The sequence below is a fragment of the Streptomyces ferrugineus genome, assembly GCF_015160855.1.
GTDB classification, from domain to species: Bacteria; Actinomycetota; Actinomycetes; order Streptomycetales; family Streptomycetaceae; genus Streptomyces; species Streptomyces ferrugineus.
On the sequence record NZ_CP063373.1, the window covers coordinates 6,160,986 to 6,178,148 of the forward strand.

Annotated in this window: 15 protein-coding genes; 6 read left to right on the forward strand and 9 right to left on the reverse strand. The window is 71.2% G+C overall.

All coding sequences use genetic code 11. The features are described from left to right. The first annotated feature begins 2 nt into the window (after positions 1 to 2). Genes IM697_RS27780 through IM697_RS27800 form a run of 5 tightly spaced genes read left to right on the forward strand, consistent with a single transcriptional unit; the run spans position 3 to position 6,014 of the window. Positions 3 to 881 (forward strand): Cgl0159 family (beta/alpha)8-fold protein, encoded by an 879-nt coding sequence (locus IM697_RS27780; protein WP_194038839.1) that lies wholly within the window; start codon positions 3 to 5, stop codon positions 879 to 881. 26 nt (positions 882 to 907) lie between these two features. After that, on the forward strand, positions 908 to 1,795 hold the full coding sequence (gene iolB, locus IM697_RS27785; RefSeq protein WP_194038840.1) for a 5-deoxy-glucuronate isomerase: 888 nt from the start codon (positions 908 to 910) through the stop codon (positions 1,793 to 1,795). Positions 1,796 to 1,803: 8 nt separating this feature from the next. Beyond that, positions 1,804 to 3,681 (forward strand): 3D-(3,5/4)-trihydroxycyclohexane-1,2-dione acylhydrolase (decyclizing), encoded by a 1,878-nt coding sequence (gene iolD / locus IM697_RS27790; RefSeq protein ID WP_194038841.1) that lies wholly within the window; start codon positions 1,804 to 1,806, stop codon positions 3,679 to 3,681. Positions 3,682 to 3,711: 30 nt separating this feature from the next. Beyond that, on the forward strand, positions 3,712 to 5,205 hold the full coding sequence (locus tag IM697_RS27795) for a CoA-acylating methylmalonate-semialdehyde dehydrogenase (protein ID WP_194038842.1): 1,494 nt from the start codon (positions 3,712 to 3,714) through the stop codon (positions 5,203 to 5,205). 23 nt (positions 5,206 to 5,228) lie between these two features. After that, on the forward strand, positions 5,229 to 6,014 hold the full coding sequence (locus IM697_RS27800; protein ID WP_194038843.1) for a GntR family transcriptional regulator: 786 nt from the start codon (positions 5,229 to 5,231) through the stop codon (positions 6,012 to 6,014). Here IM697_RS27800 and IM697_RS27805 read toward each other — a convergent pair. From IM697_RS27805 to IM697_RS27825, 5 genes are all read right to left on the reverse strand, one after another. Beyond that, positions 6,004 to 6,807, reverse strand: a complete 804-nt coding sequence (locus IM697_RS27805) for a DUF427 domain-containing protein (RefSeq protein ID WP_194038844.1) — start codon at positions 6,805 to 6,807, stop codon at positions 6,004 to 6,006. The two genes, IM697_RS27800 and IM697_RS27805, sit on opposite strands and share 11 nt — an antisense overlap. Before the next feature lie 45 nt (positions 6,808 to 6,852). Continuing rightward, positions 6,853 to 7,839, reverse strand: a complete 987-nt coding sequence (locus IM697_RS27810) for an aldo/keto reductase (protein WP_194038845.1) — start codon at positions 7,837 to 7,839, stop codon at positions 6,853 to 6,855. A gap of 91 nt (positions 7,840 to 7,930) precedes the next feature. Continuing rightward, on the reverse strand, positions 7,931 to 8,593 hold the full coding sequence (locus IM697_RS27815) for an NUDIX domain-containing protein (protein ID WP_194038846.1): 663 nt from the start codon (positions 8,591 to 8,593) through the stop codon (positions 7,931 to 7,933). A gap of 54 nt (positions 8,594 to 8,647) precedes the next feature. Continuing rightward, positions 8,648 to 9,331 carry a hypothetical protein gene (locus IM697_RS27820; RefSeq protein ID WP_228044197.1) on the reverse strand — a complete coding sequence of 228 codons (684 nt, stop codon included), beginning with the start codon at positions 9,329 to 9,331 and terminating at the stop codon, positions 8,648 to 8,650. Positions 9,332 to 9,357: 26 nt separating this feature from the next. Continuing rightward, positions 9,358 to 9,861 carry a hypothetical protein gene (locus tag IM697_RS27825; protein ID WP_194038847.1) on the reverse strand — a complete coding sequence of 168 codons (504 nt, stop codon included), beginning with the start codon at positions 9,859 to 9,861 and terminating at the stop codon, positions 9,358 to 9,360. A gap of 141 nt (positions 9,862 to 10,002) precedes the next feature. Here IM697_RS27825 and IM697_RS27830 point away from each other — a divergent pair, with 141 nt between their 5' ends. Beyond that, the gene (locus IM697_RS27830) at positions 10,003 to 10,686 is read left to right on the forward strand and encodes a DUF899 family protein (protein WP_194038848.1); all 684 of its coding nucleotides are present in this window, start codon (positions 10,003 to 10,005) and stop codon (positions 10,684 to 10,686) included. A gap of 70 nt (positions 10,687 to 10,756) precedes the next feature. Here IM697_RS27830 and IM697_RS27835 read toward each other — a convergent pair whose 3' ends face one another. The 4 genes from IM697_RS27835 to IM697_RS27850 all read right to left on the reverse strand — a co-directional run bounded on the left by IM697_RS27835 (position 10,757) and on the right by IM697_RS27850 (position 17,013). Continuing rightward, entirely contained in the window at positions 10,757 to 12,949 is a 2,193-nt protein-coding gene (locus tag IM697_RS27835) for a thiamine pyrophosphate-dependent enzyme (RefSeq protein WP_194038849.1), read from the reverse strand. Continuing rightward, the gene (locus IM697_RS27840; RefSeq protein ID WP_194038850.1) at positions 12,946 to 14,499 is read right to left on the reverse strand and encodes an aldehyde dehydrogenase family protein; all 1,554 of its coding nucleotides are present in this window, start codon (positions 14,497 to 14,499) and stop codon (positions 12,946 to 12,948) included. The genes IM697_RS27835 and IM697_RS27840 overlap by 4 nt, the downstream gene beginning before the upstream one ends. Positions 14,500 to 14,527: 28 nt before the next feature. Then, entirely contained in the window at positions 14,528 to 15,868 is a 1,341-nt protein-coding gene (gene lat / locus IM697_RS27845; RefSeq protein WP_194038851.1) for an L-lysine 6-transaminase, read from the reverse strand. Between the two features lie 149 nt (positions 15,869 to 16,017). Further along, positions 16,018 to 17,013, reverse strand: a complete 996-nt coding sequence (locus tag IM697_RS27850) for a PP2C family protein-serine/threonine phosphatase (protein ID WP_194049898.1) — start codon at positions 17,011 to 17,013, stop codon at positions 16,018 to 16,020. Positions 17,014 to 17,163 lie beyond the last annotated feature (150 nt).

Genomic DNA, 17,163 nt, shown 5'->3' on the forward strand with positions numbered 1-17,163 from the left:
CCTTGAGCATCAGCATCCCCGACCTCACCACGGTCAGAGCCCGCAACCCCGAGGCGATCGCGGAGGCCGCCGACCGCAGAGTGCGCCGCCCGCTGATCGACGACAGCGGCCGCCTGATGATCGTGGCCGCCGACCACCCCGCCCGCGGGGCCCTCGGCGTCGGCGACCGGCGCCTGGCCATGGCCAACCGGGCCGATCTGCTGGAACGACTCTGCATAGCGCTGTCCCGGCCCGGCGTCGACGGGGTGCTGGCCACCGCCGACATCCTGGAGGACCTGCTGCTGCTCGGCGTCCTCGACGACAAGGTTGTCATGGGCTCCATGAACCGCGGGGGCCTGGCGGGCGCGTCCTTCGAGATGGACGACCGCTTCACCGGCCACCGCGCCGAGGACATGGCCCGGCTGCGTTTCGACGCGGGCAAGCTGCTGGTCCGCGTCGACTACGACGACCCCGGCTCGCTGACCACCCTGGAGTCCACCGCCCGCGCCATCGACGCCATGGCGGCGCTGCGACTCCCGCTGTTCGTCGAGCCGTTCATCTCCCGGCGGATCGACGGCAAGGTGCGCAACGACCTGTCCGCCGAGGCCGTCACCAAGTCGATCGCCATCGCGTCGGGCCTCGGCGGCACCTCGGCGTACACCTGGCTGAAACTGCCCGTCACCGACGACCCCGACGACATGGCCGAGGTGCTGGAGACATCCACGCTCCCCGTCGTCCTGCTGGGCGGCGAGGTCGGGGGCGACCAGGAGGGGGCGTACGAGCGCTGGCGCAAGGCGCTGCGGCTGCCCACCGTCCAGGGCATGGTCGTCGGCCGCTCGCTGCTCTACCCGGCCGAGGGCAGTGTGGAGACGGCGGTGGACACGGCCGTCGGTCTGTTGTGACACGGATTGCGAGGCGGAGGAACACGATGACGTATCACCTTCCCGCGGGAAAGGCGCTCGGCGGCCCGTACGTCGTGGACGTCACGCCCGAGAAGGCCGGCTGGGGCTACTCCAGCCTGAAGGTCCTGGAGCTGCCGCCCGGCGGCTCGCACACCTTCGAGACCGGCGACAGCGAGTGGATCGTGCTGTCGCTGAACGGCGGCTGCACGGTCGAGGCGACGGACGATTTCGGCCATGACACCTTCCGGATCACCGGCCGGGACAGCGTGTTCAGCGGCGTCAGCGACTTCGCCTATGTGCCGCGCGACGCCCGTGCGACCGTATCCTCCGCCGACGGCGGACGGTTCGCGCTGACCGGCGCGCGCTGCTCGCGGCGCCTGCCGGCCCGCTACGGCCCCGCGTCGTCGGTGCCGGTGGAGCTGCGCGGCACCGGCAACAGCAGCCGCCAGGTGAACAACTTCGGCGCGGCCGGGGTCTTCGAGTGCGACAAGCTCATCGCGGTCGAGGTCATCACGCCGGGCGGCAACTGGTCGTCCTTCCCGCCGCACAAGCACGACGAGCACCGCCCCGGCGAGGAGTCGGTCCTCGAGGAGATCTACTACTTCGAGTTCGCCGACCACGAGGGCACCCCCGGCCTCGGCTACCAGCGCGTCTCCCCCTCCGGACACGGCCGGAACACCGACGTCCTGGCCGAGGTGCGCGGCGGCGACGTCGTGCTGATCCCCGACGGCTGGCACGGCCCCTCGATGGCGGTGCCCGGCCACCACATGTACTACCTCAACGTCATGGCCGGTCCCGAGGCCGAGCGCGCCTGGCTGATCTGCGACCACCCCGACCACGCCTGGATCCGCGGCACCTGGCCGGACCAGCCCGTCGACCCCCGTCTGCCCCTCTACACCGCTCCGTCCCAGTGAGGTCCCCGATGAGCCGATCCACCGTCCGTCTGACCGTCGCCCAGGCGCTGGTGCGGTTCCTGTCCGCCCAGTACACCGAGCGCGACGGCGTACGGCACCGGCTGGTCGCCGGAACCTGGGGCATCTTCGGCCACGGCAACGTCGCCGGCCTCGGACAGGCCCTGCTCCAGGCGGGCGAGGACGTCATGCCCTACCACCAGGGCCGCAACGAGCAGTCGATGGTGCACGCGGCCGTCGGCTACGCCCGTCAGCTCAACCGGCTGTCCGCGCAGGCCGTGACGACGTCCATCGGCCCGGGTGCGACGAACCTCGTCACCGGCGCGGCCCTGGCGACCATCAACCGCCTCCCGGTCCTGCTGCTCCCCGGCGACTACTTCGCCTCGCACGCTCCCGACCCGCTGCTCCAGCAGCTCGAGCACCCGACCGAGGCGGACGTGTCGGTCAACGACACCCTGCGCCCGGTCTCCCGCTACTTCGACCGGATCACCCGCCCCGAGGCCCTGATCCCGTCCGCGCTGAACGCCATGCGGGTGCTCGCCGACCCGGCCGAGACCGGCGCGGTGACCCTGGCCCTCCCCCAGGACGTGCAGGCGGAGGCGTACGACTGGCCGGAGGAGTTCTTCGCCGAGCGCGTCTGGTACGTACGGCGCCCCGCGCCCGACCCGGTCGAGCTGGCCGCGGCCGTCGGGGCGATCCGGGCCGCCGAGCGCCCGCTGATCGTCGCGGGCGGCGGCGTCCACCACAGCGAAGCCGAGGCCGCGCTGAAGGCCCTCGTCGAGGCCACCGGCATCCCGGTCTCCTCCACCCAGGCCGGCAAGGGCTCGCTGCGCCACGACCACCCCGCCGACCTCGGCGGCATCGGCCACACCGGCACCTCGGTCAGCGACGACATCGCGCGCGCCGCGGACCTGGTGATCGGCGTCGGCACCCGGTACACGGACTTCACCACCGCCTCCGGCACCCTCTTCCAGAACCCGGACGTGCGCTTCGCCAACCTCAACATCACCGGGTTCGACGCGCACAAGCTCGCCGCGCAAACGCTGGTCTGCGACGCGCGGACCGGACTCGAGAAGCTGCTGGAGGACCTGGCCGGGCACCGCGTGAGCGAGGCGTACGAGGCCGAGTACCGCGCCGGCAAGGAGCGCTGGGACGCGGTCGTCGAGGCCGCCTACCGCGCCGACGACGAGAGCGCCGTGCCGACGCAGACACAGGTGCTGGGCGCGCTGGACGCGGTCGTCGGCGACGACGACGTGGTGATCAACGCGGCCGGTTCGCTCCCCGGCGACCTGCACAAGCTGTGGCGGTCCCGCTCGCCGCGCCAGTACCACCTGGAGTACGGCTACTCCTGCATGGGCTACGAGATCCCGGCCGGGATCGGCATCCAGCAGGCCGCCCCGGACACGGCCGTGTGGTCGCTGGTCGGCGACGGCACCTATCTGATGATGCCGACGGAGATCGTCACCGCGGTCCAGGAGGGCCTGCCGGTCAACATCGTGCTGATCCAGAACCACGGCTACGCCTCGATCGGCGGGCTGTCGGCGGAGACCGGCGCCGAACGCTTCGGCACCGACTACCGCTACCGGGCCGCCGACGGCACCTTCAGCGGCGCCCCGCTCCCCGTCGACCTCGCCGCCAACGCGGCCAGCCTCGGCATGGACGTGCTGCGCGCCAAGACGGTGGGCGAGCTGCGCGAGGCGCTGGCCACGGCCCGCGCCTCCGCCCGGCCCACCTGTGTGTACGTCGAGACGGACATCATGAACCCGACCTCGCCGGGCCCCGAGGCCTGGTGGGACGTGCCCGTGGCCGAGGTCGCCTCCCGCGAGCCCGCCGTCGAAGCCCGCGAACGGTACGACCAGCATGTCGCCGGACGCCGTCGTCACCTCTGAACCCACCCTCGAGAAAGGCCCTTTCGCACCATGAAGACCATCACCCACTGGATCGACGGCAAGCCGGTGGAGGGCACCTCCGGCCGCTTCAGCCCCGTCTACAACCCGGCCACCGGCGCCCAGGAGAAGCAGGTCGCCTTCGCGACCGTGGACGAGGTGGACGCCGCCGTCGCCTCCGCCCGGACGGCGTTCGAGAGCTGGGGCCAGTCGTCCCTGGCCAAGCGCACGGCGATCCTGTTCAAGTACCGCGAGCTGCTGGACGCGCACCGCGACGAGATCGCCGAGCTGATCACCGCCGAGCACGGCAAGGTGCACTCCGACGCGCTCGGCGAGGTCGCGCGCGGCATGGAGATCGTGGAGCTGGCCTGCGGGATCACCGTGCAGCTCAAGGGCGAGCTGTCGACGCAGGTGTCGACCCGGGTGGACGTGGCCTCGATCCGGCAGCCGCTGGGCGTGGTCGCCGGCATCACGCCGTTCAACTTCCCGGCCATGGTGCCGATGTGGATGTTCCCGCTGGCCATCGCGTGCGGCAACACCTTCGTGCTGAAGCCGAGCGAGAAGGACCCGTCGGCGTCGTACCGGCTGGCCGAACTGGCCTCCGAGGCCGGGCTGCCGGACGGTGTGCTGAACGTCGTGCAGGGCGACAAGGTCGCCGTGGACCGGCTCCTGGAGCACCCGGACATCGAGGCGGTGTCCTTCGTCGGCTCCACCCCGATCGCGAAGTACATCCAGCTCAAGGCGGTCGAGCACGGCAAGCGCGTGCAGGCCCTCGGCGGCGCCAAGAACCACATGCTGGTCCTGCCGGACGCCGACCTGGACTTCGCCGCCGACCAGGCGATCAACGCCGCGTACGGCTCGGCGGGCGAGCGCTGCATGGCCGTGTCGGTCGTGGTCGCGGTCGGTGACACGGGCGACGAGTTGGTCGGCAAGATCGCCGAGCGCGCCAAGAAGCTGCGCATCGGCCCCGGCGACGACCCGGCCTCCGAGATGGGCCCGCTGATCACGCGCGAGCACCGCGACAAGGTCGCCTCGTACGTGGCGTCGGCCGCCGAGCAGGGCGCCGAGGTCGTCGTGGACGGCACGGGTTACTCGGTGGAGGGCCACGAGAACGGCTTCTTCCTCGGTGTCTCGCTGCTCGACCGGGTGCCGCTGACGGCGGACGCGTACCGGGACGAGATCTTCGGCCCGGTGCTGGCGGTGGTGCGTGCGGAGACGTACGAGGAGGCCATCAAGCTCATCAACGACTCCCGCTGGGGCAACGGCACCGCGATCTTCACCCGGGACGGCGGCGCCGCCCGCCGTTTCCAGCTGGAGGTGAAGGCGGGCATGGTCGGTGTGAACGTGCCGATCCCGGTGCCGGTCGGCTACCACTCCTTCGGTGGCTGGAAGGACTCGCTCTTCGGCGATCTGCACATCTACGGCAACGACGGCATCGCCTTCTACACCCAGGGGAAGGTGATCACCACCCGCTGGCCGGACCCGTCCGACGGCGGCATCAACCTCGGTTTCCCCAGCAACTCCTGACACCCTGAGAGGGAGGTCGTCCCATGGCGAAGACCCGCGGCTCCGCACGTGCCGTGTCCGCGCCCGCGCTGGACTCGCTGGACTTCGCCCTGGACCGGGGCAGTCCCGTGCCGCTGTACTACCAGCTCGCCCAGCAGCTGGAGTCGGCGATCGAGCACGGGGTCCTCGCCCCGGGCAACCTCCTGGGCAACGAGGTCGACCTGTCGGTGCGGCTGGGCCTGTCCCGGCCCACCGTCCGGCAGGCGATCCAGTCGCTCGTCGACAAGGGGCTGCTGGTGCGGCGGCGCGGGGTGGGCACCCAGGTGGTGCACAGCCAGGTGAAGCGCCCGCTGGAGCTCAGCAGCCTCTACGACGACCTGGAGGCGGCCGGGCAGGGCCCGACCACCGAGGTCGTCCGCAACGAGCGGGTGCCGGCGACCGCCGACGTCGCCGCCGCGCTCGGCATCGCGGAGGGCGCGGAGGTCACGCTCCTCGAGCGGCTGCGCTGCACACACGGCCAGCCGGTGGCCATCCTCTGCAACTACCTGCCGGCGAGCCTGCTCGACCTCGACACCGGCCGACTGGAGGCGACGGGCCTGTACCGAATGATGCGCGCGGTCGGCATCACCCTGCACAGCGCCCGCCAGACCATCGGCGCCCGCTGCGCCACCGCCGAGGAGGCCGAGCGGCTCGACGAACGGGAGGGCTCGGCGCTGCTGACGATGCAGCGCACGGCGTACGACGACACGGGTCGGCCGGTGGAGTACGGGACGCACATCTACCGGGCGTCCCGGTACGCGTTCGACTTCCAGCTGCTGGTCAGGCCTTGAGGCTCGCGGTGAACGGCGTCACCGGGCGCTGCAGCCGTTCACCGTCCACGACGATGTCCACCGCCTCGTTGTAGAAGGCCAGCAGCCCCTTGACGGGGGCCGCCGCGGGCAGCGGCTCGGCGTAGCTCCAGACGACGTTGCGCGGGACGTCGCCCTCGCCGCGCCAGGTCCAGTACCGGGCGGTGCCCTTGTACGGGCAGCCGGTGTGGTGGTCGGTGGGCTCGAACAGGGCGAGGCGGACGTCCTCGCGGGGCACGTAGTACCTGGTCGGCAGGCCGGTCTCGAACAGCAGCACCGGGCGGTGGGTGTCCGCGACGACGGTGCCGCCGATCTCGACCTGGACATGGCGGCTGCTGGGCATGGCGTCCACCCGTTTGTGCGGGTCGCGCGGGTGGACGAAGATCTCTTCCTCCTCCTCGTACCAGTGGTCGAGGCCACTCCCCCAGCGCCGGAACCACTCGAAGGCGATGTGTCCGGCGAGGTCGGCGGCGGGGAAGGTCCACGCCGCGTTCTCCACCAGCTCTCCGTCGACTTCGAGGTCGTAGAAGATCTGCGATCCCGTGTGCCTGCCCGGCGAGGGACTCCTGGCCGGGCGCAGGAGGTCCGTGCGGACCTCCTCGCGCGGGAACGCGTAGCACGGGACGGGCAGATCGGGTTCCCAGACCAGGACGGGATGCCGGCTGTCGACGACGGTGACGTCACCCTTGCGGCCACGCACCCAGCGCTCGCTGGGCTCCCACAGGAGGCCTTCGGGCGTCGTTCGGACGTTCCGCTCGTTGGGGAACAGGGGCATGGCCACTCTCCTTCGGCTCCTCTTCGGAGCGTACTCCCGGGGTGGTCAGTGAGCCGCGTCGAGCCGGGCCCGCTGCTCCGCCGACAGTTCCAGGTCCACGGCGGCCAGGCTCTCCTCGAGCTGGGCCACGGACGAGGCTCCGACCAGGGGGATGATCGGCACTTCGGCGCCGATCTGCCAGGCGAGGACGACCTGGTTGAGGGTGGCCCCGGTCTCCCGCGCCACCTCGCGAAGGACCTTCAGGCGGGCCGGGGTGCCCGGGTGGTCGAAGTCGGCGGGCAGCTCGATGTCCGGGCGGGTGTACGCGCCCTTGAGCAGCGGCGAGTAGGCGACCAGGGTCAGACCGGGCTCGGCGCGCAGATAGCTCAGCAGGTCGGGGCCGGCGTGGCCGAGGCTGCCGTCGGGGAACAGTCCGTCGGGGACGTCGAGGCGGGGCTTGAGATGGCTGTGGGCGTACTGCAGCACCTCGTAGCCGGGCAGTCCGGCCGCGGTGGCGAGGGCGCGGGCCCGCTCGACGCGCCAGACGGCGTGGTTGCTGACGCCGAGGAGACCGACGGTGCCCTCGGCGACCAGTTCGGCGAACCCCTCGACCGTCTCCCGCAGGGGCACGGTCCGGTCCTCGATGTGGGCGTAGAGCAGGTCCAGCCTGGCCACGCCGAGCCGGTCGCGGCTGCGCTCGGCGGACTCGCGGATCACCTTCGCCGACAGGCCCTCGGGGTTGTCCACGAAGCCCGTGCCGGGGGCCAGCGGGCGGGCGCCGAGCTTGGTGGCGATGACGATCTCGTCGCCGACGCCACGGCTGCGGCGCCAGCGGCCGAGCAGTTCCTCGCTCTGGCCGCCCTGGCCCCCGTCGACCCAGAAGGCGTAGTTGTCGGACGTGTCGATGAAGGTCCCGCCGGCCTCGACATAGCGGTCGAGCACGGCGAAGGAGGTCTCCTCGTCGGTGCGTGAGCCGAACAGCATGGCGCCGAGCGCGAGGGCGCTGACCTCGCGGCGGGTGTCGGGGCCGGTGCCGATGGTGCGGTACTTCATGGGTGAGTCCCTCCCGTTCGCGCGCCCGTCTCTCGGGGCACGAACGGGAGTCTTCATCTTGAAGCGCACTTCAAGTCAAGTGCCTGCGGGGTCACTTGGCGAACGGGCCCTCCAGCGCCGCCCATTGCAGCAGCATGATGGTCTTGGCGTCGTTGATCTCCCCGGTGCGGATCATCTCCAGGGCCCGGCGGAAGGGCAGTTCGAGGATCTCGATGTCCTCGCCCTCCTCGTCCAGCCCGCCGCCCTCGTGGGTGCGGGTCGAGGGGCCGTATGCGGCGGCGTAGAAGCTGACGCGTTCGGTGACCGAGCCCGGGCTCATATAGACGTCGAAGACGTGCTGGACGTCGCCGATGGTGTGCCCGGTCTCCTCCACCACCTCGCGGCGCACGGCGATCTCCGGGTGCTCGTCATCGTCGTCGAGCAGCCCGCCCGGCGTCTCGATCAGCATGCCGTCGGGGTGGCCGTTGACGTACACGGGGAAGCGGAACTGGCGGGTGAGCAGGACGGTTTCGCGTTCGGTGTCGTACAGCAGCATGGTCGCGCCGTTGCCGCGGTCGTGCGTCTCGCGCTGCTGGGTGCTCCAGGTGCCGTCGGCGCGGAGGAAGTCGAAGGTGGTGGCGCGCTCGACGTACCAGTGGCTGGACAGGAGTCTCACGTCCCGCACCCTGACGCGGGGGTTGCCGGTCAGGTCCCGGCCGGCCTGGTCGAGTCCGGTGCGGCCGCGACGGTCGGGGGTGTCGATACCGGCGGTCATCGGGCACCGGCCGGTCGGATGAGCGAGTTGGTCATGGCCCGCTTCTACCATCCTTCAGTCCTCGACGTCGGCCTTGTCCACCACCGGTTCCGCCGCGGGCGGGCGAATGTCCAGGGGCTCGTCGAAGGCGCCGAACGACGTGGTGGTGACGTTTCCGCCGCCCTGGTGGACGGCCTTGAGCAGATGCGGCGTGCCCTCGGTGGCCACGTGGAAGGTGTACGTCCCTTCCTTGTCCGCCTCGTCCGTGACGTGCAGCGCGATCGCGTCCCGGCCGCCGACGCGGGTGGCCTCGCCCTTCTTCGCGGTGCCGAACGACTCGAACGTCCAGGTGCACGCGGCCAGCCCGTCGCCCGGCTGTGCCTCGTCGGCGGGGACCTTCGCCCACTGCTTGGGCCGGATGTCGGCGACCGGCCTGCCGCTCCAGTTCTCGAGGTAGGTCTCGTCCGGGCGGACGTAGTCGGTCCCACCGATCCTGATCTGTTCGAGGCTGCCCTTGTCGGCCCAGGTGGTCCTGGCCGTGCACCGGTCCTTCAGGTCCGTCCGCAGGCGCGTCGTCACCGTGCCGCTGTCCCTGGCGCTGCTCACATCGATGGTCACGGAACGCAGCGCGCGCATCGTGTCGTTGGCCTCGTCGAGCAGCTCGGCCGCGGACTTCTCCGCGCCGTCGTCGCCGGCCGCGCACCCGGTGAGCGCGGCTCCGACGAGCAGGCACGCCACCGTCATGGGAACCGTTCGCATCGAGCCCCCCAGCTCCCTCTCACCGTTCACCGTATGACCATGTCCATGATCGGCAGGGGGAGCCTACCAGCCCCGTCTCTCCGAGGGCGCGTGAGAAGCGGCCCGGCCGTCCACCGCGTCCGGACTCCTCGCGGGTCGCCCGGCGACACCACTCCCACGCTGCGCCCCTCGCCGTCCAGCTTGTCCGTGGTCCACCGTGTGGCGCCGGTCTCTCGGTTGAGGGCGAGCGGGCGGCGGCCGTAGCGGTTGGCGATGTAGGGGGAGTCGTACCTCGTCGACAGGACCGGTGCCGACAGGTTCTCGATCCCGCCGACGAGGGTGGGCATGCCGCGCGGGGTGCCCGTCAGGGGGATGCGGGTGACGGCGCGGAAGCCGGCCGAGCCCTTGAAGGGGTCGTCCGCGTTGGTGCACAGGCCGTAGGAGGCGCGTGCGGCGGCCGCGGGACGTCCTCCGGCCTCCCGGAACGGTCGGCGGACCCGCCATGGCGACCGGGGTCGCAGCGGTGGGCGATGACCGGGGTCCAACGGCACAGGCCGCTTCCTCGGGAGCCGGACTTCGGCTCGACTTTCGGTGGACCGTGGAGCCGCCATAGACTCGGAGGACCGGTTCGGGGATGGGGAGTTCGTGCGCCGGACCGGGAGCCCGGGGGGCGGCCACCCCAGGAGGACGCGATGTTGCGGCACACCAGACTGGCCGGCGAATCGGCGGCCTACCTCGACGCCCGCGAGGAGCTGCGCCTGGCCGAGGTCGAGCTCATGCGCCACCGCGAGAAGGTCGCGGCCCAGCGACGGGCGCTCCCGCAAGGGCCACCCGTGGACGACTACGTGTTCGTCGAGGGCCCCGCCGACCTCGACGCCGGCGACACTCCGGTCCGTGAGGTCACTCTGAGTGAGCTGTTCACCGCCGCGGACCGCCCGCTGATCGTCTACCACTTCATGTACGGCAAGCTGCAGACCGAACCCTGCCCGATGTGCACCCTGTGGATCGACGGCTTCAACGGCATCGCCCACCACGTCACCCGCAACGCCGACTTCGCCATCGCCGCGGCCGCCGACCTGCCCGCCCTCCGCCACCACGCCCGCAACCGCGGCTGGCACCGGCTACGGCTGCTGAGCTGCGGCGACAGCACCTTCAAGTACGACCTGGGCAGCGAGGACAAGGACGGCGAACAGGACTCCACCGTCTCCGTGTTCACCCGCGACGGCGACGGCACGGTCCGCCACTTCTACTCCACCCACCCCCGCATGGCCGACGACATCGACGAGCGCGGCATCGACCTCCTGGCCCCCGTCTGGCACCTGCTCGACCTGACCCCGCAGGGCCGCGACGACTGGTACCCGAACCTCGGCTACTGACCACCGGGCGTGGGCGGCGGTAGTGCGGGGCCTGCCGACCGGTTCGACGAAGCAGGCCGGACACTGTCCGTCACCGGTGACCGTGCGGGCCCGCCGAGAGCAGGTCGCCGGCGGCGCGCTCGACGTCGGACTGGGACACGAGTACCAACTGCGCTGCCTGCCCCAGCGGGATGAAGCTGTCCTGGCCGGCGACCCGTCGGACGGAGCCGGTGAATCCGGCATCGACCAGGGCGGTGACGACTCCCTCCGACACGCCCCCTGTGCGGCGGGTCTCGTCGACCACGAGGACGCGGCCCGTCGCACGGGCTTCCCGCAGCAGGTCGTCGACCGGCAGGGGTGCCAGCCAGCGCAGGTCGACGACCCGGCACGCGATGCCCTGCCGCTCCAGCCGGTGTGCGGCTCGAAGCGAGAGGGGCACGCCGTTGCCGAAGGTCACGAGGGTGAGGTCGGAGCCCGCGCCGTAGGTGCGTGCCCGGCCGATCGGTACGTGCTGCGCGGGTGAGGGGTATGCGGCGAGCCAGCCGTTGTCCCCCTCCGTGTGGAGATCCCGCGTGTGGTAGAGCGCGATCGGCTCTAGGAAGGCGCTGACCGTCCCGTCGACCTTCCCGGCCGCCACACATGTGCGCAGCATCGGGGCGGCGTCGTCGGGGCGGGACGGGGAGGCGATGACCAGACCGGGGATGTCCCGCAGGACGCCCAGCGCGTTGTCGTTGTGGAAGTGACCGCCGAACCCGCGCTGGTAGCCGTAGCCGGCGATGCGGACCACCAGGGGGTTGCGGTACTGGCCCTGGGAGAAGAACTGCAGCGTGGCGGCCTCGCCGCGCAGTTGGTCCTCGGCGTTGTGCAGGTACGCGAGGTACTGGATCTCGGCCACCGGCAGCAGCCCGGACAGCCCCGCCCCCAGCGCGAGGCCGAGGATGGCCTGTTCGTCGAGCAGGGTGTCGAAGACGCGAGCGGTGCCGAATCGCCGCTGCAGTCCCCGGGTGACCCCGTAGACCCCGCCCTTGCGGCCGACGTCCTCGCCGAAGACGACCATCTCCGGGTGGCTGCCGAGCAGGTCGGCGAGTGTGTGGGTGATGGCCTGGGCGACGGTGACGGGCTCGCCCACGGGCGGCACCGCGGGTGGTTCGCCGGTGCGGCGTGCCTCGGCCGCCACGAGGTCGGGGCGGCGCGGTGCGATGGGGGCGGCGATCTGCGTGGCGGTGGTCAGGGGCTCACTCTCCAGGGCCTCCTTGGCGACGGCGAAGACCCGTCCGCCCACCTCGTCGTACCGGTCGAGAACCTGCTGGGCGGAGAGGACGCCTGCCGCGGTGAGCAGCCGGGCCGTGGCCGCCAGCGGGTCGCGTTCCAGGTCCGCGGCGACCTCCGAGGGCACCCGGTAGGCGGCTTCGGCGTCCGAGCCCGCATGGCCGAGGAAGCGCACCATCGACAGGTGCAGGAACGCCGGTTGCCGGTTCTTGCGGACATGGGTCACTGCCTCGCACGCGACGTCGTAGGCAGCCGACGGATCACAGCCGTCCGCGGCGAAGTAGGCGAGACCAGGACGGTTGCCGTAGGCGCGCCGCACCCAGTCGTGCGGTGTCGGCACACTGATGCCCAGGCCGTTGTCCTCGCAGACGAACAGCACCGGCATCGGCAGGCCCTGGTAGGCCGCGTGGCAGGCGCTGTTGATGGCGCCCGCCGCCGTGGAGTGGTTGGCCGAGGCGTCCCCGAAGGAACAGCAGACGACGGCATCGCCGGGCCAGGCGCACTCGGTCCCGAGCCGCTTGGCGCGGGCGATGCTCCACGCCACCCCGACCGCCCGGGGCAGGTGGGAGGCGATGGTCGACGTCTGCGGGATGACGGCCAGTTCGCGACGCCCGTACACCTTGTGCCGTCCACCGGCGATCGGCTCGTCGGCCCCGGCGGCCACCCCCAGCAGCATGTCCCTGACCGCGTCGACGCCGCCGGCCTGCCGGGCGCGGGCGCAGTAGAAGGCGCCGGAGCGATAGTGCAGCAACGCCGGGTCGGTGGGGCGCAGGGCGAGGGCGACTGCGGCGTTGCCTTCGTGCCCGCTCGATCCGATGGTGTAGTAGCCACGGCCCTGCTGCTGCATCCAGCGGGCGGCGGCGTCGGCGTGCCGGCTCTCCAGTTGGGCGTCGAACAGGTCCAGCGCGGTGCGGGCGTCCAGCCCGCCGCGCTGCGGCCGGATCGCCTCGTCCGTGGACCGGAGTCCGGCCACCGCCTCGCGGAAGTGCCGGTCCAGGTCCTCGACGCCGCTCACAGGCGGAAGGACATGTCGGGCTCCAGCATGGCCACGTCCATCTGCGCTTTCTGCAGACGGCCGGAGTGGTCCCAGTTCATCGACTGCCAGCGCGTGAACTGGTCGAGCACCCACTGGCCCGACTGGCGACTGCCGTTGCCCGACTTGCCGTTGCCGCCGAACGGCAGGTGTGCCTCGGCTCCGGAGGTGGTGTTGTTGACGCTGACCATGCCCGCGGAGATGCCGCGCCGGAACGTCCACACCTCGTGCGGGTCGGTGGTGTAGATCGCGGCGGACAGCCCGTAGCCGTGGGCGTTGGCCAGGTCGAGGGCCTCGTCGAAGTCCCGGTAGGTGGTCACCGAGACGATGGGGCCGAAGGTCTCGGTGCGGAACAGGTCGTCGTCGCGACGCACTCCGTCGACGATCACCGGGTGGTAGAACATGCCCGCTTCGGGGTCCCCGACGAAGCCCTTGCGGGGGTTGTGGGCCGTGATCCGTCCGACGCCGTCGGAGCCGTACGTCCGGTGGTGGTCCCTGATCCAGCCGAGGAAGGTCTCGTAGCGCCGCGCGAAGCGCTCGTCGAGCATCGGGCCGTAGAGGACGTCCTCGAACGCGTCGCCGATCCGGGCCGCGCGGCTCGCGGCGTCGAAGCGGGCGAGGAAGTCCTCGTGCACCGACTCGTGCACGACGAGCGTCCCGAGGGAGGTGCAGCGCTGCCCCGCGGTGCCGAACCCCGAGAACAGCGCCCCCTCGACCGCCAGGTCGAGTTGTGCGCTCGGGGTGACCACCTGGGGGTTCTTGCCGCCCAGCTCCAGGCACGGGGTCTGCAGGTGGCTTCCGCACAGGGCGCCGATCTTCCGGCCGACGGCCGTGGACCCCGTGAAGCCGACCTTGTCGACCAGCCCGGCCTCGAGGGAGGCCTCCAGACCGGCGTACGTCTGCTCCCCGTCGGCGAGTACGAGGTTGAGTACGCCGTCCGGCAGGCCGCCTCCGTGCACGAACAGCTCGAAAAGGGCCTTGGCGCTCGCGGCGGCGTACTCGGCGGGCTTCCACACCACGGTGTTGCCGGTCACGAGCGCCGGCACGAGGTACCAGGACGGCACGGCCACCGGGAAGTTGCCCGCGGTGATCACCGCGACCGCGCCCATGGGGTTGCGGAAGGTGAACAGCTGTTTGTCGGGCATCTCCGACGGCACCGTCTGCCCGTACAGCCGACGGCCCTCGCCCAGGAAGAAGTCGCAGGTGTCGATGATCTCCTGGACTTCGCCGAGTGCCTCGGCGAGCGGCTTGCCGATCTCCTCGGTCACGATGCGGGCGAGCCGGTCCTTGTTGGCCTCGACGAGCCGGCCGATCTTTCCGATCGCTGATCCGCGCACCGGCGCCGGGGTGTCCGCCCAGGACCGCTGAGCCGCCTTCGCGGCCTTGGCGGCCTCGACGAACGTCGAGACATCCCCGAGCGAGACCTCGGTGACCAGCTCGGCGGTACGGCCGGGATTGGGGCGCTGAAGAGTCCCGCCGGGAGCGCCGGCGACCGGGTGGCCGGCAACGATCGAGGCGACGGAACGGGCCATGGCTTAGCTCCTTGTCGGCTGGTACGGGTCAGTGCAGACCGGCGAGGACCCGGTCGAGGGCCCGCAGGGCGACCGCGAGCTCGTCCTGGGTGATGGACAGGGCGGGGCGGAAGCGCACCGAACGCTCACCGCACGGCAATGCGATCACCTGCTCCTCGGTTCGCAGTCGGCGTACCACCTCGTCGCGCACACCGCTGTCGGGCAGATCGATGGCGCTCATCAGTCCGCGCCCCCGCGAGTTGGACGCCACCGGTGCGTGCCGGACTTCCAGATCACGCAGTCCGTCCAGGAACCACGATCCCACGGCAGCGGCATGGCCCACCAGGTCGTCCCTCTCGATGATCTCCAGGATGCGGCGTGCCCGGACCATGTCGACCAACCCGCCGCCCCAGGTGGAGTTGATCCGCCCGGAGACCCGGAAGACGTTGTCGGGTACCTGGTCGACCCGGCGGCCGGCCATGACTCCGCCGAGCTGGACCTTCTTGGCGAAGGCGACGATGTCCGGCTCGAGTCCGAGTTGCCGGTAAGCCCAGGTGGTGCCGGTGATCCCCACCCCGGTCTGCACCTCGTCGAGCACGAACAGCGCGTCGTACTCGTGACACAGCGCCTGCATCGCCCGCAGGAACTCCGGGCGCATGTGGTTGTCGCCCCCCTCGCCCTGGATCGGCTCGGCGATGAAGCAGGCGATGTCGTGGGGGTTGTCCTCGAACGCGCGCCGCGCCTGCTCGAGGGACCTTCGCTCGGCCTCCTCGACCTCGGCGAGATGGTGCTCGAGGGGGAACCGGATGGCGGGTACGTCGATGCGCGGCCAGTCGAACTTCGGGAAGCGGGCCGTCTTGTTGGGCTCGGTGTTGGTGAGCGAGAGGGTGTAACCGCTGCGGCCGTGGAAGGCGTGCCGCAGGTGGAGCACCTTGGTGCCGAGCTCGGGTGAGCGGCCCGCGGCCTCGTTGCGGCGGCTCTTCCAGTCGAACGCCGCCTTGAGCGCGTTCTCGACGGCCAGCGCCCCACCTTCGACGAAGAACAGTCTCGGCAGGTCCGGATCGCCCAGCACGCGGGCGAAGGTCTCGACGAACTCGGCGTAGTGCGTGGTGTAGACGTCCGGGTTGGCGGGCTTGTTCGCCGCCACCTGCGCAAGCAGGGTCATGAACTCCGGATCGTCCACGATGCCCCGCGGGTTGAGCCCCAGCGGGGCGGACGCGAAGAACGAGTAGAGGTCGAGGAACTTCTCACCGGTGCGCGCGTCGACGATCCACGAGCCCCGGCTGGCGAGCGGGTCGAGCACAAGTTTGAAACCATCGGTCAGTACGAAGCGGCCGAGCCTGTCGTGCACCTCGTCCGGGCGGACCGTCGACGCAGCAGCAACCGTCATGGAGCACCTACCCTCGATAGCCGTTCACGGAAGATCTTTCGCCTAATACGAGAAGCAGCGAAATTATTTTAGATATAGCGCGAAAATGACCGCAAGGTTTCGTGACCTGTACAGGGTGACACCGGCTGGCGACGGACGGCGGCCGCGGTTCACCGATAGCGGAGCAGGAGCATGGCCGCGTCGTCCTGCAAGGGGCCGCCGACATGCTGGATCAGGTCCTGCCGCAGAGTCTCCAGCGCGGACTCGGGGTCGGAGTCCTTGAGGAGATGGGCGCGTTCGGGGAGCGGGTAGAACCGGCCGTCGTCGTCCCGGGCCTCAGTGATCCCGTCGGTGTACAGCAGCAGTTGATCACCCGGCAGGAAGTCGGTCCGGAAGGGCTCCGGCGCGGACGCACCGTGGGCTCCCAGGCCGAGGGGCAGCGCGTACGCGGCCGGTTCGGGCAGTGCCGCCGAACCGTCGGCACGCAGCAACAGGGGCGCCGGATGGCCGTAGTTGAGGAAGGTGACCTCACGGTCCCGCACCTCGGCGAGGATCGCGGTGACGAACTTCTCCCCCTCCAACTGCCGGTCTGCCGAGCGCGCCAGCCTGCGTCCCACGCCGAGCAGATCCCGCTCGTCCAGTGCCGCTTCCCGAAAGGCGCCCAGGACCAGTGCCGCGGTCTCCACCGCGTCCAGCCCCTTGCCCTGCACATCACCCACGATCACCCGCACACCCTGCGGCGCGGCGACCACCTCGTACAGATCGCCGCCGATGCGCGCCTCGGCCACCGCGGACATGTAGCGGACGGCGGCCCGGAGCTGACCCGCCAGTTTCGGGACCGGTTTGAGCAACACCTGCTGGGCCGCCTCGGCGATGGACCGTACGCTGGCCAGTTCGGCCTCCCGCTGCCTGCGCATGGACACGGCGACGAGTCCGGCGCCGGTCACCCCCACGACCGAGGCGATGCTCACATAGCCGCGCACGCCGTCGATGAGGTCGTCGTACACGCCCAGCCCCGCAGTGAGCACCAGCGCGATCACACCGATCCACACGGTGCGTCGCGGGCCGCCGACGAGCGGGGCGAAGGCCGGCCCCAACGACAGCAACGGCAGCAGCCCCACCGCCGGTCCGGTGGCGACGTCGGCCACCGTCACCGCCGCCATCATGACGAACGGCAGCGCGGACAGCACGGCGAACCGGCCGTTCTGCTCGGACACATCCCCCTCCAACACCCGGTGGCCACTCCCCGCGACTCAAGGGACAAGGGACAGCCTCCGGGCCCCAGGCCCCTCGCTCACTCCCCGTGGGAGCAACGT

Coding starts and splice junctions, on each gene's coding strand:
- iolD (WP_194038841.1), top strand. CDS start 1,804: ATGAGCCGATCCACCGTCCGTCTGACCGTCGCCCAGGCGCTGGTGCGG.
- IM697_RS27820 (WP_228044197.1), bottom strand. CDS start 9,331: ATGCGAACGGTTCCCATGACGGTGGCGTGCCTGCTCGTCGGAGCCGCG.
- IM697_RS27830 (WP_194038848.1), top strand. CDS start 10,003: ATGTTGCGGCACACCAGACTGGCCGGCGAATCGGCGGCCTACCTCGAC.
- IM697_RS27795 (WP_194038842.1), top strand. CDS start 3,712: ATGAAGACCATCACCCACTGGATCGACGGCAAGCCGGTGGAGGGCACC.
- iolB (WP_194038840.1), top strand. CDS start 908: ATGACGTATCACCTTCCCGCGGGAAAGGCGCTCGGCGGCCCGTACGTC.
- IM697_RS27850 (WP_194049898.1), bottom strand. CDS start 17,013: ATGATGGCGGCGGTGACGGTGGCCGACGTCGCCACCGGACCGGCGGTG.
- IM697_RS27810 (WP_194038845.1), bottom strand. CDS start 7,839: ATGAAGTACCGCACCATCGGCACCGGCCCCGACACCCGCCGCGAGGTC.
- IM697_RS27840 (WP_194038850.1), bottom strand. CDS start 14,499: ATGGCCCGTTCCGTCGCCTCGATCGTTGCCGGCCACCCGGTCGCCGGC.
- IM697_RS27800 (WP_194038843.1), top strand. CDS start 5,229: ATGGCGAAGACCCGCGGCTCCGCACGTGCCGTGTCCGCGCCCGCGCTG.
- lat (WP_194038851.1), bottom strand. CDS start 15,868: ATGACGGTTGCTGCTGCGTCGACGGTCCGCCCGGACGAGGTGCACGAC.
- IM697_RS27805 (WP_194038844.1), bottom strand. CDS start 6,807: ATGCCCCTGTTCCCCAACGAGCGGAACGTCCGAACGACGCCCGAAGGC.
- IM697_RS27815 (WP_194038846.1), bottom strand. CDS start 8,593: ATGACCGCCGGTATCGACACCCCCGACCGTCGCGGCCGCACCGGACTC.